Origin of the sequence: Pseudoduganella sp. S-14 (assembly GCF_049913285.1) — a bacterium.
In the GTDB taxonomy this organism is placed as follows: Bacteria; Pseudomonadota; Gammaproteobacteria; order Burkholderiales; family Burkholderiaceae_D; genus Rugamonas.
In genome coordinates, this window is sequence record NZ_CP183991.1 from 986617 (window position 1) to 1001097 (window position 14481).

Consider the following 14481-nt stretch of genomic DNA (forward strand, 5'->3'; position numbering starts at 1 on the left):
AACGATGAACATGAAGAAATTCCTGGCCGGCGCGATGATTGCGCTGTCCGCTGTGAGCATGATGAGCGAGTTGTCTGCGCGCCCGATGGGCGGCAGCAAATCCTTCGGCCGCCAGTCGTCGAGCGTGAGCAGCATGCCGAAGCAGACCACTACTGCACCGGCGCCCACCGCTCCGGCTGCAGCGCCGACTGCCACCCGTCCGGCTGCAGCGCCTGCGCCTGCAGCACCGGCTCCGGCGCCGAAACCTAGCATGTGGAAGGGCATCCTCGGCGGAGCACTGCTCGGCCTCGGTCTGGGCGCACTGCTGTCGCACTTCGGCCTGGGCGGCGCCATGGCGTCGGCCATCAGCTCGATCCTGATGATCGCCCTGATCGGCGGCGTGATCTTCTTCATCGTCCGCATGCTGCGCCGTAAATCGCAGCCGGCAGGCCAGCCAGCGTTCAGCGGTGCTTACAGCGGCGGCAATGTGCACCAATTGCAGCCGACGGCTTTCGAACCGGTGATGCCTGCTGCCGGTGCAGCCCTGGCGGCGCCTGCAGCTGCAGAAACCGTGGCGCATACCCCATGGGGCGTGCCGGCCGACTTCGACACCGCCGGCTTCCTGCGTGCGGCCAAGTCCAACTACATCCGCCTGCAAGCGGCATGGGACAAGGCGGACGTGGAAGATATCCGTACTTTCACCACGCCCGAAGTTTTTGCCGAGCTGCGCATGCAGATCCAGGAGCGCGGTGCGCAAGCCGAGTACACCGATGTGGTGGCGATCGAGGCCGAATTGCTGGGCATCGAGAATGACGGCAATGACTCCCTGGCCAGCGTGAAGTTCTGGGGCAAGATGAAACCCGCCGCCGATGCGCTGCCGGAACCGTTCCAGGAAGTCTGGAACCTGAGCAAACCGCATAACGGCAAAACTGGCTGGATGCTGGCAGGTATCCAGCAGCTTGCGTGAGCTGGCGCAGTAACTGGTAAGATCGAGACCGCCCTGGTTTTCCGGGGCGGTTTTGTTTTATTTGGACTCACTTGAAAATGTTCCCATTCCCTCCCAGGCTGCCTGGCCTGAGCATGCCGGCAGCAGCCACTGTCAACCACCTGCTGGCGCAGGAGCCCTGGGCGCGCACTGAGCTCAAGCTGCATGCCGGCAAGGTCGCCGTGATCGATGCCACCCCCGCTGTGCTGCGCCTGCGCGTGGCGCCCGATGGCATGGTGGAAGCGGCGGGCAACGAGGCCGGGGCAGCGGTGACGATCCGCCTGAAGCTGGGCGACCTGCCCCTGATCGCGCAAAACCGCGAGCGTGCTTTCTCCTACGTGCAGATCGAAGGCGACGCCGAATTCGCCAACGCCATTTCACGCCTGTCGCAATCGTTGCGCTGGGAAGCCGAGTACGACCTGGAAAAACTGGTGGGCCCGATTGCAGCCGTGCGCCTGGTGCAGGGCGCCAAGGCGGTAGTGCAGGGCGCGCGCAACGGCCAGCGCAAAGTGGCCGAGAATGTCGCGGAGTATTTCCTCGACGAGAACCCGCTGTTGATCCGCCCGGTGGTGGCGGAAAGCTTTGCGGCCGATGTGACCCGCTTCCGCGACGACGTGGAACGCGCCAGCAAGCGGCTGGAAAAACTCGAACAAAAACTGGCTACATGATTCGCAAATTCCTCAGGCTGTTCAAGATTGTCCGCGTCTCCGTCCAGTACGGGCTGGATGAAATCGCCATTTCCGGCTTCGACAAGCCACGCATCAGCAAGTTCCTCGATACCGTCTTTTTCTGGCGCGACCTGTCGACGCCGCGCGCCGTGCGCCTGCGCCGCGCGCTGGAGGAACTGGGGCCGATCTTCGTGAAATTCGGCCAGGTGCTGTCGACCCGCAGCGACCTGTTCCCGCTCGATATCGTGGCCGAGCTGTCCAAGCTGCAGGACCGCGTACCGCCCTTCGATTCCGACCTGGCGATCAGGATGATCGAGGAGTCGCTGGGCGCCCATCCTGACGAATTGTTTGCGCGCTTCGAGCGCGTGCCGGTGGCGTCGGCCTCCATCGCCCAAGTGCACTTCGCGGCGCTGAAGGATGGCACCCAGGTGGCAGTGAAAGTCCTGCGCCCGGGCATGAAGAAACTGATCGATGAAGACGTGGCACTGATGCATATCGCGGCCAACTTCATCAACCGCGTGTGGGCCGATTCAAAGCGCCTGAAAATCCAGGAGGTGGTGCAGGAGTTCGACAAGTACCTGCACGATGAACTGGACCTGATGCGCGAGGCCGCCAACGCCAGCCAGTTGCGCCGCAACTTTGCCGACTCGAAGTTGCTGCTGGTGCCGGAGATGCACTGGGATTATTGCTCCAGCAATGTGATCGTAATGGAGCGCATGTACGGCATTCCGGTGTCGCAGATCGATCGCCTGATCGAGGCCGGCGTGGACCTGAAAAAGCTGTCGTCCGATGGCGTCGAGATCTTCTTCACGCAGGTGTTCCGCGATGGCTTCTTCCACGCCGATATGCACCCGGGGAATATCCTGGTGTCAATCGAGCCTGAGTCGTTCGGCCGCTATATTGCGCTGGACTTCGGCATCGTCGGCACGCTGAACGATTACGACAAGGATTACCTGTCACAGAACTTCCTGGCCTTCTTCCGCCGCGATTACAAGCGCGTGGCGGAGGCGCATATCGAGTCGGGCTGGGCGCCGAAAGAGACCCGTGTCGATGAACTGGAGGCCGCGGTGCGGGCGTGCTGCGAGCCGATCTTCGACCGTCCGCTGAAGGATATTTCGTTCGGCCAGGTGCTGCTGCGCCTGTTCCAGACTTCGCGCCGCTTCAACGTGGAAGTGCAGCCGCAGCTGGTGCTGCTGCAAAAGACGCTGCTGAATATTGAAGGTCTGGGCCGCCAGCTCGATCCTGACCTGGACCTGTGGAAGACGGCCAAGCCTTACCTGGAGCGCTGGATGGCGGAGCAGGTCGGCTGGCGCGGGCTGGTGGAACGCCTGAAGGCGGAAGCGCCGCGCTATTCGCATATCTTCCCGCAGTTGCCTCGGCTGGCACACCAGGCGCTGACCGTCGCCGCGGAGCGCGACGTGGAGACCAGGCAGTTGCTGGCCCACTTGGTCGCAGAGCAGCGGCATACCAATCGCTTGCTGTCGTTCTTTGCGTTCCTGGTCGGGTCGTTTGTGTTGGGCGCTGTGGCGTACGTCGCTTATGCCCGACTTCACTAACCGCGATCCGCGCACGCCGGAGTTCTGGGACCAGCGGTTCGATGGCGAATTCACGCCGTGGGATCGGGGTGGGGTGCCGGTGCAATTGGCGCGCTGGCTTAAAACCGGTAACCCAGGGTCTGACCCAAGCCGGATGGGCCGTCCCGTCAGACCCGAATCCGCAGCAGTCGTAGGAGCGGGTCAGACCCTTGGGTCTGACCCTGGTTTGCCGGTTTTGACTGCGCTGATCCCCGGCTGCGGCAGCGGCTACGAGCTGCAAGCCTTCTGCGAAGCCGGCTGGAACGCCACCGCCATCGATTTCTCCCCGTCTGCCGTTGTTGCGGCGCAACAAGCCGTCGGCCCCTGGCGTGAGCATGTGATCGAAGCCGATTTCTTCGACTACACGCCGCCGCAGCCGCTGGACCTGGTCTACGAACGCGCCTTCCTGTGCGCCATGCCGCGCGAGATGTGGCCGCGGGTGGTGCAGCGCTGGGCGCAACTGCTGCCGGAGGGCGGCCTGCTCCTGGGCTACTTTTTCTTCGATAGCAATCCGAAAGGCCCGCCGTTCGGCGCCGACCGGGAGCAGCTGAGCAGGTTAATGAGCGCTTACTTTGCCCTCGCGCAAGACGCGCCTGTCGAAGACTCCATCGCGGTATTCAAGGGCAAGGAGCGCTGGATGGCCTGGCGCCGGAAAAAAGCTTTATAATTCAGGGTTTTGATGTTTTTTGCGGAGTAATCGATGCCTATCTACGCTTACCGCTGCGAGGAATGTGGCTTTGCCAAGGACGTGCTGCAAAAGATCTCCGATCCGCAGCTCGCCGATTGCCCTTCCTGCGGCAAGTCCACCTTTAAGAAGCAACTGACCGCAGCCGGCTTCCAACTCAAAGGCACCGGCTGGTACGTAACCGATTTCCGTGGCGGCAGCGCCCCGGCAACCGGCGTTGCCAGCACGGCCAAGACCGAAGCACCGGCAGCCGCCGCCCCGGCGCCTGCACCGGCAAAGTCCGCCAGCGAGGCTTGATTTACCCCGCACAAGGAACGCGATGCGCAAATATTTCATTACCGGCTTGCTGATCCTGGTCCCCCTGGCGATTACCGCCTGGGTGCTCAACATCATCATCAGCACCATGGACCAGTCGCTCCTGATCGTCCCGGAGCGCTGGCAGCCGCGTACCCTGATCGGTTTCGATATCCCAGGCCTGGGCACTATCCTGACCGTGCTGATCGTGTTCATTACCGGCCTGCTGACCAATAACCTGGTCGGCAACTTTGTCGTCAAGCAGTGGGAAAAGCTGCTGCACCGCATCCCTGTGGTCAGCTCCCTGTACGGCAGCGTGAAGCAGGTATCGGATACGCTGTTCTCCGATTCCGGCAATGCCTTCCGCAAGGCAGTGCTGGTGCCTTATCCGCATGCCGGCTCGCGCACCATCGGCTTCCTGACCGGCGCGCCAGCTACCGAAGTGCAGAAGCACCTGGACGATGAATACATCAGCGTCTACGTGCCAACCACGCCGAACCCGACTTCCGGCTTCTTCCTGATGTTTCCGAAAAAAGATGTAATCGAGCTCGATATGAGCGTCGATGCCGCACTGAAGTACATCGTTTCGATGGGCGTTGTCGTCCCTGAATAAAACTTAACCTGAAACTGAGAATCAATATGTCCATGCGTACTGAATACTGCGGCCTCGTAACCGAAGCCCTCGTAGGCCAAACCGTCAGCCTGTGCGGCTGGGTGCACCGTCGTCGCGACCACGGCGGCGTGATCTTCATCGACCTGCGCGACCGCGAAGGCCTGGTGCAGGTGGTCTGCAACCCGGACCAGGCGGAAGTGTTCTCCGTCGCCGAATCCGTGCGTAACGAGTACTGCCTGCGCATCACCGGCACCGTGAAAGACCGCCTGGCCGGCACCGTCAACAACAACCTGAAGTCGGGCAAGATCGAAGTCGTTGCCTCTAAAGTGGAAGTGCTGAACGCCTCCGTGCCTGTTCCATTCCAGCTGGACGACGACAACCTGTCCGAAACCACCCGCCTGACCCACCGCGTGCTGGACCTGCGCCGCCCACAAATGCAGAACAACCTGCGCCTGCGTTACAAAGTGACCATGGAAGTGCGCAAGTACCTGGACGACCTGGGCTTCATCGATATCGAAACCCCGGTGCTGACCAAGTCCACCCCGGAAGGCGCGCGCGACTACCTGGTGCCGTCCCGCGTGAACGCGCACGAATTCTTCGCGCTGCCGCAGTCGCCTCAGCTGTTCAAGCAGCTGCTGATGGTCGCCAACTTCGACCGCTACTACCAGATCACCAAGTGCTTCCGCGACGAAGACCTGCGTGCCGACCGCCAGCCTGAATTCACCCAGATCGATTGCGAAACCTCGTTCCTGACCGAACAGGAAATCCGCGACCTGTTCGAAACCATGATCCGCAAAGTGTTCAAGAACACCATGGACGTGGATCTGCCAAACCCGTTCCCGGTCATGGACTTCGCCGAAGCCATGGCGAAGTATGGTTCGGACAAGCCTGACATGCGCGTCAAGCTGGAATTCACCGACCTGACCGAGGTGATGAAGGACGTCGAGTTCAAGGTCTTCTCCGGCGCCGCCAACATGAAGAACGGCCGCGTAGTCGGCATGCGCGTGCCGAAGGGCGCCGACATGCCGCGTTCGGAAATCGACGCGTACACCCAGTTCGTCGCCATCTATGGCGCCAAGGGCCTGGCCTACATCAAGGTCAACGAGAAGGCCAAGGGCCGTGACGGCCTGCAGTCGCCGATCGTGAAGAACATCCACGACGAAGCCCTGAACAAGATCCTGGAACTGACCGGCGCGCAAGACGGCGACCTGATCTTCTTCGGCGCCGACAAGGCCAAGGTTGTGAACGACGCGATCGGCGCGCTGCGCGTGAAGATCGGCCACTCCGAGTTCGGCAAGGCCAACGGCCTGTTCAATGACGTGTGGGCGCCGCTGTGGGTGATCGACTTCCCGATGTTCGAATACGACGAAGAAGAAGACCGCTGGACCGCAACCCACCACCCGTTCACCTCGCCAAAAGACGGCCACGAAGACATGCTGGAAACCAATCCGGGCGCATGTATCGCCAAGGCTTACGACATGGTGCTGAACGGCTGGGAACTGGGCGGCGGCTCGATCCGTATCCACCGCGAAGAAGTGCAGTCCAAAGTGTTCCGCGCGCTGAAGATCGGTGCTGAAGAAGCACGCGAGAAGTTCGGCTTCCTGCTGGACGCGCTGCAGTACGGCGCGCCTCCGCACGGCGGCCTGGCCTTCGGCCTGGATCGTATCGTGACCCTGATGACCAAGTCCGATTCGATCCGCGACGTGATCGCCTTCCCGAAAACCCAGCGTGCACAGTGTCTGCTGACCCAGGCGCCATCGCCGGTGGACGAGAAGCAGCTGCGTGAGCTGCATATCCGCCTGCGTTCGGCTGAGCCTAAGGTGGCCGGCTAAAGCCGGTAAACCTGTGTCAGACCCGAGGGTCTGACACACCGCTACAGGCGCTGCAGACAGGGTCGGACCCTCGGGTCTGACCCAGGTTTACCGGGTCAAAATGAAGCCCTACAAAATCCCCGAATCCGTCCTGGTGGTAATCCACACCGCCGACCTGGAAGTGCTCCTGATCGAGCGCGCTGGCAACCCCGGCTACTGGCAATCCGTCACCGGCTCGAAAGACGCCCTCGACGAACCCCTGACCACCACCGCCACCCGCGAACTGTTCGAAGAAACCGGCATCGTCGCCGACGGCAAGCACATCGTACTGCGCGACTGGGGCCTGCAGAACATCTACGAAATCTATCCCATCTGGCGCCACCGCTACGAACCCGGCGTCACCCACAACCTCGAACACATCTTCAGCGTGCAGGTGCCGCGCAACGTGCCCGTCATGCTGAGCCCGCGCGAACATACCGCCCACGTCTGGCTGCCGTATCTGGAAGCTGCCGACCGCTGCTTTTCCCCCTCCAACGCCGAAGCAATCCTCCAGTTACCGCAATATACGTAACTTGCAGTTTGCTTGTAAATCGCACTGCGCGCGATTGGCTATAATCGGACATCGACTGTCACGCTGGGGGCACATGCCATGCCGGAGACTCAGGATATTCTTCTGGAGCAGTTGCAGGTAGGCTTGTATGTCCACCTCGACCTGAAGTGGTTTGAGCATCCTTTTGCATTCAGCCATTTCAAGATCAAGTCGCAGGAGCAGATCCACCAGTTGCGCAGCCTCGGCTTGCACAAGATCCGCATCGATCCTGCCTTGAGCGACGTACAGCCTGCCGCGCTGTCGGCCGAAGCGCAGGAAATTGCCGCCGCTGCGCCGCCGCCGCCGCCCGCGCCTGAATCTCCCGAGCTTGCAGCCAAGCGCGCCATGATGGAACGCATGCGCCAGCAGCGCGAGAACGCCGCCCGCATCGAACATGCGTTTGTCGATACGGCGCGCGCCATGAAAGACATGGAAAAGAACATCTTCGCGCGCCCGGCCGAGAACCTGCAGAAGGCCAGCGAGATGATCGGCAAGATCGCCGACTCCATCCTGAGTGCGCCGGATCTGGCGATCCACGTCATGGGCGACCGCACCGGCGGCGAGGAAATCTACCTGCATTCGCTCAACGTCACGATGCTGTCGATGATGATTGCGCGCGACATCAAGCTGCCGCGCGAGGTGGCGGGTGCGATGGGCGTGGGCGCCATGTTCCATGACCTTGGCGTGCGCAATATCCCGGACAAGGTGCTGACCAAGACCGAGCCATGGACGCACTCCGAGCAACACCTTTACGAAACCCATTGCGCGGTGGGGACGGAAATGGGGCAGCAGCTCAAGTTCCCGGCCGCCGCCGTTGCCATCGTGCGCGACCACCATGAAATGTTCGACGGCAGCGGCTACCCGCGGCAATTGAAAGGCGAGGAGATCGGCGTGCTGGCGCGCATCGTGGCGATCGCCAACTACTACGACCGCCTGTGCAACCCGGTCAACGGCACGCCCGGCCTGACTCCGCATGAAGCGCTGTCGCTGATGTTCGCCAAGAACCGCGGCAAGTTCGATCCGAAGCTCCTGCAGGTGTTCATCCGCTGCCTTGGCGTATACCCGCCGGGCACTATCGTGCAGTTGTCGAACGGGGCCACCGGCATGGTCGCCACCGTCAATACTGAAAAGCCGAACAAGCCGGAACTCGTGGTGTATGAGAGCGGCGTGCCGCGCGAAGACGCGATCATGGTGGACATGGCGCTGGAAAGCGACCTGAATATCGTACGGGCCATCAAGCCTGCGCAGGTGCCGAAGGAAATCTACGCTTACCTCAGCCCGCGCAAGCGGGTCAGCTACTACTTCGACGCCACCAAGCCGGGCCAGGGAGCGACCGGGTGATTTCCGCACTGCGCCAGCTGATGCTCGACCACAGTCCGCATATGATGCTGCTGGTCGATCCCACCGACCTGCACATCATCGTCGCCAACAAGGTGGCCGAGCAAGTGCTTGGCTATTCGGCAGCGCAACTGGTCGAAATGCAGATCACCGACATCGAGAGCTCGCTGCAGGACGTGTTCTATTGGGAGGATGTGCGCGGCGGCCACTTCCAGGATATCGATGCGCAGGAGGGCGAATACCAGCGCGCCGACGGCACGCAAATCATGGTCATGAAATCGCTGCGCGTGCTGCGCCATGAAGAGCGCTGGCTGATCCTGATCCTGGCCCGCGATGCACGCCAGGAACGCAAGGTGGAGGACGTGCTGGAGCAGACCCTGTCGCAGCTGCGCACCACGCTGGAAGCAACCGGCAACGGCATCCTGGTGATCGACTGGCACAACAAGATCGCCAGCATGAACCGGCAGTTCAGCGAAATGTGGCACATCCCTGAAGCCTTCCTCAAGAACGGCAACGACGCAGCCATCCTCGAATTCCTGACTGCCAATGTGGTCGAGCAGGACTTATGCCGCGAACGGCTGCAGCAAGTGAGCGATCCGCACGAGGCGCTGGACCAGTTCCACCTGCACGATGGCCGCGTGTTCGAATGCAGTTCGCGCCCGCAATTCCTCGGCGAGCGCATTATCGGCCGGGTGTACGGCTTCCTCGACAATACGGAGCGCGTGCATGCGGAGCAGGCCCTGCGCGAATCGCGCGACCAACTGGAGAGCCGCGTGCACGAACGCACGCTGGCGCTGCAGATGGCGAACATCACGCTGGAGAGCGAGAAGACGCGCCAGGCCGACCTGATCCGCAAGCTGGGGGAAGCGCAAAACCAGCTGCTGCAATCGGAAAAGATGGCTTCCATCGGCGTGCTGGCAGCCGGCGTGGCGCACGAGATCAACAACCCGGTCGGCTTCGTCAATTCCAACCTGAGCAGCCTGCAGCGCTATATGCAGTCGCTGATGCGGCTGCTGGATGCCTACGAGGCACGCGAAGAGCACCTGCCGGACAGCGACCGCAGCGAGCTGAATGCACTGCGCAAGGAGATCGATGCCGATTACCTGCGCGAGGACCTGGGCAGCCTGCTGTCCGAGTCGATGGATGGCCTGGACCGCATCAAGCGCATCGTGCAGGACATGAAGGACTTCTCGCACGTAGGCGGTGGCGACGTGCTGGTGGCTAACCTGGAAACAGGCCTGGACAGCACCCTGAACGTGGTCTGGAACGAGCTGAAATACAAGGCGGAAGTCGTGAAGGAATATGGTGGCGTGCCGGAAATCGAATGCATTCCGTCGCAGTTGAACCAGGTGTTCATGAACCTGCTGGTCAACGCCGCCCACGCCATCGAGAACCGTGGCCGCATCACGGTGCGCACCAGTTACGAAAACGAAATGGTGACGGTCGCAGTGAGCGATACCGGCGGCGGCATCGCGGCGGAAAACCTGGGACGCATCTTCGAACCGTTCTTCACCACCAAGCCGGTAGGCAAGGGCACGGGGCTGGGCCTGTCGCTGTCCTACAGCATCGTGCAAAAGCATGGCGGGCGTATCGAGGTCGACAGCGAAATCGGCAGAGGTACTACCTTCCGTGTGATCCTGCCGCGACAGATGACGCCCGCGGCCGAGGAGAACGATGTTGTAAATTGACTAATTGGTGCGCGATTCGCTAAGATTTCGCGCATGAAAAACTTCTTTCACCTTGGCCCGCGCGCCAGCACCATCCGCCCCCAACAGACTGGCGCCTGCTACAACTGCCACGCGACGGTTTCCGGAAAATTTTGCGGCCAGTGCGGCCAGCAGGCGCATCTGCATGTGGCCAGCGTCCACGAGTTCCTGCACCACTTCATCGGCCATTATGTGGCTGCGGAAGGCAAGCTTTGGCCGACGTTGAAGGCCTTGCTGTTGCGGCCGGGGCAATTAACGCTCGAATATATACGCGGCCGGCGCACGCACTTCATCGACCCGCTGCGCCTGCTCCTGACGCTCTCGCTGCTGGCTTTTTTTGCTATCAAGCTGATGCTTCTGGTCGATCCGATCAATCCGGCAGTCCACGCCGGGGCGCGTTACAGCACGACCCAAGCGGAAGCCGAAGCGAAGATGGGGCCGCTACAAAAGGCCGTCGTCGACGCCTACCGACGCAACAGCCCGGCTTTCGCCGAAAATTACGCTCGGTCGTACCGTTTGGCCGATGGCGAAAGAGCGCAGCGCTTCATGAACGCATGGCTCTCGATCGGACCTACCATTGCGTTACTGATGATCCCCGTAATTGCGTTCTGGCTTAAGCTGGCGCATCTGGGTACCGGCTGGCGCTACGGCGAACACCTGGTATTTTCAATGCATTGGCTGGCAGTGGCGTTGTGCTGGCTGGTGTTGGCGCAGTTCAACCGGTACCTGTGGATGGCCTTTGTGGCGATGCTGCCGCTGTACCTGCTGCTGGCCCTTCGCAAGGTGTATGGCGGCAATTGGCCCATCGTCCTCCTGCGCGCATCGGTGGTCGCCTACCTGAGCTTTACTGGATTCAGGTTCGTGATGTGGATCATCCTGTATGGCCGCATGGCGATGCCGCACCCTGGCGTCAATTAAAGCAGGGAATGGCGAAGTCCACGTGGTAATGCTCGTCGTGCCGCACCCAGGGTTTCCCCTTCATAAAGTTCAGCTTCTCTAACTCTGTCCCATGCGGTGTGAGGAACAGGCGCGGCAAGTACGCGGTGTCAAAGATTACCAGCGCGATGCCACGCCCGCGCGCACGTGCGGCCTGGTCTAACTGGTACAGGTGTTCCGCCATGGCGGCAAAGTCGATGGTGTACTCGCCGTAGCGTGCCTCGCGGTCGAATTCGATGTCGTAGCCGAAGCGTTTGGCAGGCGGCGTTGGCAGGCGAGCGGGTTGGCCGTTCTTGTCGCGCACGGGCACGAAGAAATCGACCGACGTTCCGTTCTGGTGTGTGCGGTGGGGGCGGAAGCGTCCGCCGTACTCATTGCCTGATTCCCCGTACACGTATTGCGCCCCCGGCGCTGCGTCCGCGAGCTTCACGTAAGCGTCCAGGATGATGGCCGATACCTCGCTATGGACATGGTTGCGCCCCATCGCCACCGCCAGCGTGCTGTAGGCGGTGAAATTGGCGCCTTCGGCCGGAAGCGGGACGCTGCCCTCAATGCTGCCGCGATTGACGGTGCCGTGACAGCGGCTGCCAGCTGCGCCAGCTTGCGCGGCGACAACAGCCATCAACACCGCCGCCGCGGATTTATAAACGGATTTCATCGTCCATGACTATAAAGCAATTCCCAACACTTTTGACGGGGAGCAAGCCGGGCAGTTGGGGTTAGAATGGTTCCATGAAGATCCGCGTTGCCACATACAACATCCACAAAGGCATGTCATACCGTAGCCACCCACGGGTGCATGCCTTGCGCCATGCGATAGAGGCCTTCCATGCCGACCTGGTCTTCCTGCAGGAAGTGCAGGGCCAGCACGACCGGATCGAGGCCCGCTATGGCGAGGAAAGCGCGGGCCATCGGCACTGGCCGAAAAAGGCCCAGCATGAATTCTTCGCGGGCGAGTCGCACCAGTCCGTGTACGGCCTGAATGCGCAATACGATCATGGCCACCACGGCAATGCGCTGCTCAGCAAATACCCGATCGCGCGCTGGACCAATACCGATATCTCCGACCACGCCTACGAATCGCGCGGCATCCTGCATTCGGTGGTGGAAACGGAGGGCCAGCTGGTGCACTGCTATGTGATCCACCTTGGCCTGTTCGAGCGCAGCCGCGTGCGGCAGGTGGACATGCTGATCGAAGCCGTGCGCAGTTCGGCGCCCGATGGCGAGCCCGTCATCATCGCCGGCGACTTCAACGACTGGCGCAATACGCTGACGGACAAGCTGCAAAGCGCGCTTGGCGTGCGCGAAGTCTTCGACGAGATCAAGCACGGCCATTCGGTCGGCGACCTGGTGCGCACCCTGGCGCGGCGCAAGGCCGCCCAGCGCCCGGCCCGCACCTTCCCGGCCGCCTTGCCATTTTTCAGGTTGGACCGCATCTATGTGCGGGGCTTCAAGGTAGAATCCGCGGAAGTCCTGCATGGCCCGCTGTGGGCCAGGCTGTCGGATCACGCGCCCATCGTGGCGAACCTGAAACTGGTTTCCTGACACATGCGTCACGTTGATTTTCTAGCCGATAACGAAGTCAAACTCCTGCATTGCGGCACCGATTATTTTCCGGCACTGGTCGAGGCGATTGAGGCCGCGCAGTTTGAGATCTATTTCGAAACCTATATCTTTGCCGAGGACGAGACCGGCAAACGTGTCATGGCCGCGCTGAAAGCTGCCGCCCAGCGCGGCGTGACGGTGCGCATGATTACCGACTGGTTCGGCACCGGCCACAAGCCCGCATACCGCCTGCATGCCGAGGTGACGGCAGCCGGCGTCGAGCATCGCATCTTCAACCCCTGGTTCCGGCGCGGGGTAACGCGCACCCACCGCAAGATCTGCGTGGTGGATGCCCAGGTGGCTTTTGTCGGCGGCATCAATATCAACGACGATATGTTCACCGATTACGACCACAATAAAGCGCTGGCAGCCCCGCGCTGGGATTTTGCGGTGGCGGTGCGCGGGCCGCTGGTCGAATCGATTCATAGCGAGGCGGAAACGCAATGGACGCGCCTGGGGCATATGAACATCGTCAAACGCCTGACCCTGTTCAACGAAGTGCGCAAGCTGAACAAGATCGCGCGCCAGAGCGCCATGCAGGCCGGCTTCGTGGTGCGCGACAACCTGCGCAATCGCCGCACCATCCAGCGCGCCTACCTGCAAGCGCTGGGACGGGCCAGGAAAAGCGTGCTGCTGGCCAATCCCTACTTCGCGCCGGGCCGCAAATTCCGCCGTGCGCTGGCTGCAACCGCACAGCGTGGGGTGGAAGTGGTGCTGCTGATCGGCGTCGGAGAATTCTGGCTGCAGGATGCGGTGGCACACTCTTTCTACCCGAAGCTGCTGGAAGCGGGCGTCAAGGTGGTGGAGTATCGCAAGACGCAACTGCACGCCAAGGTAGCGGTCATCGACGATGACTGGGCGACCGTTGGCTCTTCCAATGTGGATGGGCTGAGCCTGTTCCTCAACCAGGAAGCCAACGTGGTGATCAAGGACGCGCAATTCACGCGTTCGCTGCGCGGAAAGATCGAGGATGCCATCGCCGATGGGGTGGTGATCCACCCGCAGGATTTCGAACATGTCGGGCGCTTCCGGCGGGTCGGATACGAAGTGGCGTACTTCTTCTACCGCACGCTGATGCGCATTTTTGCAGTCGGAAAGTACACATGAGTGACGTAAGGATAGACAAATGGCTGTGGGCGGCGCGTTTCTTCAAGACGCGCCAGCTGGCCATCGACGCCATCGACAAGGGCAAGGTGAAACTGTCGAGCGGCGAACGCATCAAGCCCTCACGCAACGCGAAGCTGGGCGAGCGCCTGCATATAGATAACGGCGCGGATGAATGGGACGTGCTGGTGGTCGGCATTTCCGGCAAGCGGGAAGGCGCGCCGATAGCACGCCTGCTCTATGAAGAAAGTGAAGAATCCCTCGCCCGCCGCGCCGCCCTGATCGAGCGCAAGCGGCTGTTCCCCGAACCGTTCGCCGACAACAAAGGCCGCCCGACCAAGCGCGATCGCCGCGCCTGGGAACGCGCCACAACAAAATAAATGGGGACGTACCCCATTTTCCGCCTTCGGGGAAAAATAAATGGGGTACGTCCCCATTTATTTTGTTGCAACGCAACAATAGAGGTGCACTTCTAGTGGTGCCGTTTGACTTTCGCCACACGCTGGATAATAGTACGAACGTTCGCAAAACTTTTCACCAGCGGCCGATCTGTTAGAGCGAGAATAAGGTTTTTCCTTCTATCTGGATGGGTTC

General features: G+C 61.4%; 15 protein-coding genes. 14 read left to right on the top strand and 1 reads right to left on the bottom strand.

From position 1 onward, the window contains the following. Positions 1–4: 4 nt before the first annotated feature. The 11 genes from ACN9MZ_RS04580 (at position 5) to ACN9MZ_RS04630 (ending at position 11160) form a co-directional block, all read left to right on the top strand. Complete coding sequence (locus tag ACN9MZ_RS04580) at positions 5–946, top strand: Tim44 domain-containing protein (RefSeq protein ID WP_426341081.1); 942 nt, start codon at positions 5–7, stop codon at positions 944–946. Positions 947–1023: 77 nt separating this feature from the next. Beyond that, complete coding sequence (locus tag ACN9MZ_RS04585; RefSeq protein ID WP_426341082.1) at positions 1024–1632, top strand: ubiquinone biosynthesis accessory factor UbiJ; 609 nt, start codon at positions 1024–1026, stop codon at positions 1630–1632. Continuing rightward, positions 1629–3188 carry a ubiquinone biosynthesis regulatory protein kinase UbiB gene (ubiB, locus tag ACN9MZ_RS04590; RefSeq protein ID WP_426341083.1) on the top strand — a complete coding sequence of 520 codons (1560 nt, stop codon included), beginning with the start codon at positions 1629–1631 and terminating at the stop codon, positions 3186–3188. Before ACN9MZ_RS04585 ends, ubiB begins: the two co-directional genes overlap by 4 nt. 214 nt (positions 3189–3402) lie before the next feature. Further along, a complete protein-coding gene (locus tag ACN9MZ_RS04595; RefSeq protein WP_426341084.1) occupies positions 3403–3873 on the top strand; it encodes a methyltransferase in 471 nt (156 codons plus the stop codon). Between the two features lie 33 nt (positions 3874–3906). Further along, on the top strand, positions 3907–4188 hold the full coding sequence (locus tag ACN9MZ_RS04600; RefSeq protein ID WP_426341085.1) for an FmdB family zinc ribbon protein: 282 nt from the start codon (positions 3907–3909) through the stop codon (positions 4186–4188). A gap of 22 nt (positions 4189–4210) precedes the next feature. Next, complete coding sequence (locus ACN9MZ_RS04605; RefSeq protein ID WP_426341086.1) at positions 4211–4798, top strand: DUF502 domain-containing protein; 588 nt, start codon at positions 4211–4213, stop codon at positions 4796–4798. Between the two features lie 26 nt (positions 4799–4824). After that, positions 4825–6630 (top strand): aspartate--tRNA ligase, encoded by a 1806-nt coding sequence (aspS, locus tag ACN9MZ_RS04610; protein ID WP_426341087.1) that lies wholly within the window; start codon positions 4825–4827, stop codon positions 6628–6630. A gap of 100 nt (positions 6631–6730) precedes the next feature. Continuing rightward, on the top strand, positions 6731–7180 hold the full coding sequence (nudB, locus tag ACN9MZ_RS04615) for a dihydroneopterin triphosphate diphosphatase (RefSeq protein WP_426341088.1): 450 nt from the start codon (positions 6731–6733) through the stop codon (positions 7178–7180). 78 nt (positions 7181–7258) lie between these two features. Next, a complete protein-coding gene (locus tag ACN9MZ_RS04620; protein ID WP_426341089.1) occupies positions 7259–8539 on the top strand; it encodes an HD-GYP domain-containing protein in 1281 nt (426 codons plus the stop codon). Then, entirely contained in the window at positions 8536–10224 is a 1689-nt protein-coding gene (locus tag ACN9MZ_RS04625) for an ATP-binding protein (protein WP_426341090.1), read from the top strand. The genes ACN9MZ_RS04620 and ACN9MZ_RS04625 overlap by 4 nt, the downstream gene beginning before the upstream one ends. Before the next feature lie 33 nt (positions 10225–10257). Next, positions 10258–11160 carry a DUF3667 domain-containing protein gene (locus ACN9MZ_RS04630; protein ID WP_426341091.1) on the top strand — a complete coding sequence of 301 codons (903 nt, stop codon included), beginning with the start codon at positions 10258–10260 and terminating at the stop codon, positions 11158–11160. Here ACN9MZ_RS04630 and ACN9MZ_RS04635 read toward each other — a convergent pair. After that, the gene (locus tag ACN9MZ_RS04635) at positions 11153–11836 is read right to left on the bottom strand and encodes a penicillin-insensitive murein endopeptidase (RefSeq protein WP_426341092.1); all 684 of its coding nucleotides are present in this window, start codon (positions 11834–11836) and stop codon (positions 11153–11155) included. The genes ACN9MZ_RS04630 and ACN9MZ_RS04635 overlap by 8 nt on opposite strands. 74 nt (positions 11837–11910) lie before the next feature. Between ACN9MZ_RS04635 and ACN9MZ_RS04640 the strand changes: the two genes are divergently transcribed. The 3 genes from ACN9MZ_RS04640 to ACN9MZ_RS04650 are packed head-to-tail and all read left to right on the top strand — an operon-like array spanning position 11911 to position 14267. Then, positions 11911–12723, top strand: a complete 813-nt coding sequence (locus ACN9MZ_RS04640) for an endonuclease/exonuclease/phosphatase family protein (RefSeq protein WP_426341093.1) — start codon at positions 11911–11913, stop codon at positions 12721–12723. 3 nt (positions 12724–12726) lie between these two features. Further along, positions 12727–13890, top strand: coding sequence for a cardiolipin synthase ClsB (gene clsB / locus ACN9MZ_RS04645; RefSeq protein WP_426341094.1), 1164 nt, complete (start codon positions 12727–12729; stop codon positions 13888–13890). After that, positions 13887–14267 (top strand): RNA-binding S4 domain-containing protein, encoded by a 381-nt coding sequence (locus ACN9MZ_RS04650; RefSeq protein ID WP_426341095.1) that lies wholly within the window; start codon positions 13887–13889, stop codon positions 14265–14267. The genes clsB and ACN9MZ_RS04650 overlap by 4 nt, the downstream gene beginning before the upstream one ends. Positions 14268–14481 lie beyond the last annotated feature (214 nt).

What these genes read in the sequence shown, in the direction of transcription:
- ACN9MZ_RS04580 (WP_426341081.1), top strand. Translation starts at nt 5, where the DNA reads ATGAACATGAAGAAATTCCTGGCCGGCGCGATGATTGCGCTGTCCGCT.
- ACN9MZ_RS04585 (WP_426341082.1), top strand. Translation starts at nt 1,024, where the DNA reads ATGTTCCCATTCCCTCCCAGGCTGCCTGGCCTGAGCATGCCGGCAGCA.
- ubiB (WP_426341083.1), top strand. Translation starts at nt 1,629, where the DNA reads ATGATTCGCAAATTCCTCAGGCTGTTCAAGATTGTCCGCGTCTCCGTC.
- ACN9MZ_RS04600 (WP_426341085.1), top strand. Translation starts at nt 3,907, where the DNA reads ATGCCTATCTACGCTTACCGCTGCGAGGAATGTGGCTTTGCCAAGGAC.
- ACN9MZ_RS04605 (WP_426341086.1), top strand. Translation starts at nt 4,211, where the DNA reads ATGCGCAAATATTTCATTACCGGCTTGCTGATCCTGGTCCCCCTGGCG.
- aspS (WP_426341087.1), top strand. Translation starts at nt 4,825, where the DNA reads ATGTCCATGCGTACTGAATACTGCGGCCTCGTAACCGAAGCCCTCGTA.
- nudB (WP_426341088.1), top strand. Translation starts at nt 6,731, where the DNA reads ATGAAGCCCTACAAAATCCCCGAATCCGTCCTGGTGGTAATCCACACC.
- ACN9MZ_RS04620 (WP_426341089.1), top strand. Translation starts at nt 7,259, where the DNA reads ATGCCGGAGACTCAGGATATTCTTCTGGAGCAGTTGCAGGTAGGCTTG.
- ACN9MZ_RS04630 (WP_426341091.1), top strand. Translation starts at nt 10,258, where the DNA reads ATGAAAAACTTCTTTCACCTTGGCCCGCGCGCCAGCACCATCCGCCCC.
- ACN9MZ_RS04635 (WP_426341092.1), bottom strand. Translation starts at nt 11,836, where the DNA reads ATGAAATCCGTTTATAAATCCGCGGCGGCGGTGTTGATGGCTGTTGTC.
- ACN9MZ_RS04640 (WP_426341093.1), top strand. Translation starts at nt 11,911, where the DNA reads ATGAAGATCCGCGTTGCCACATACAACATCCACAAAGGCATGTCATAC.
- clsB (WP_426341094.1), top strand. Translation starts at nt 12,727, where the DNA reads ATGCGTCACGTTGATTTTCTAGCCGATAACGAAGTCAAACTCCTGCAT.
- ACN9MZ_RS04650 (WP_426341095.1), top strand. Translation starts at nt 13,887, where the DNA reads ATGAGTGACGTAAGGATAGACAAATGGCTGTGGGCGGCGCGTTTCTTC.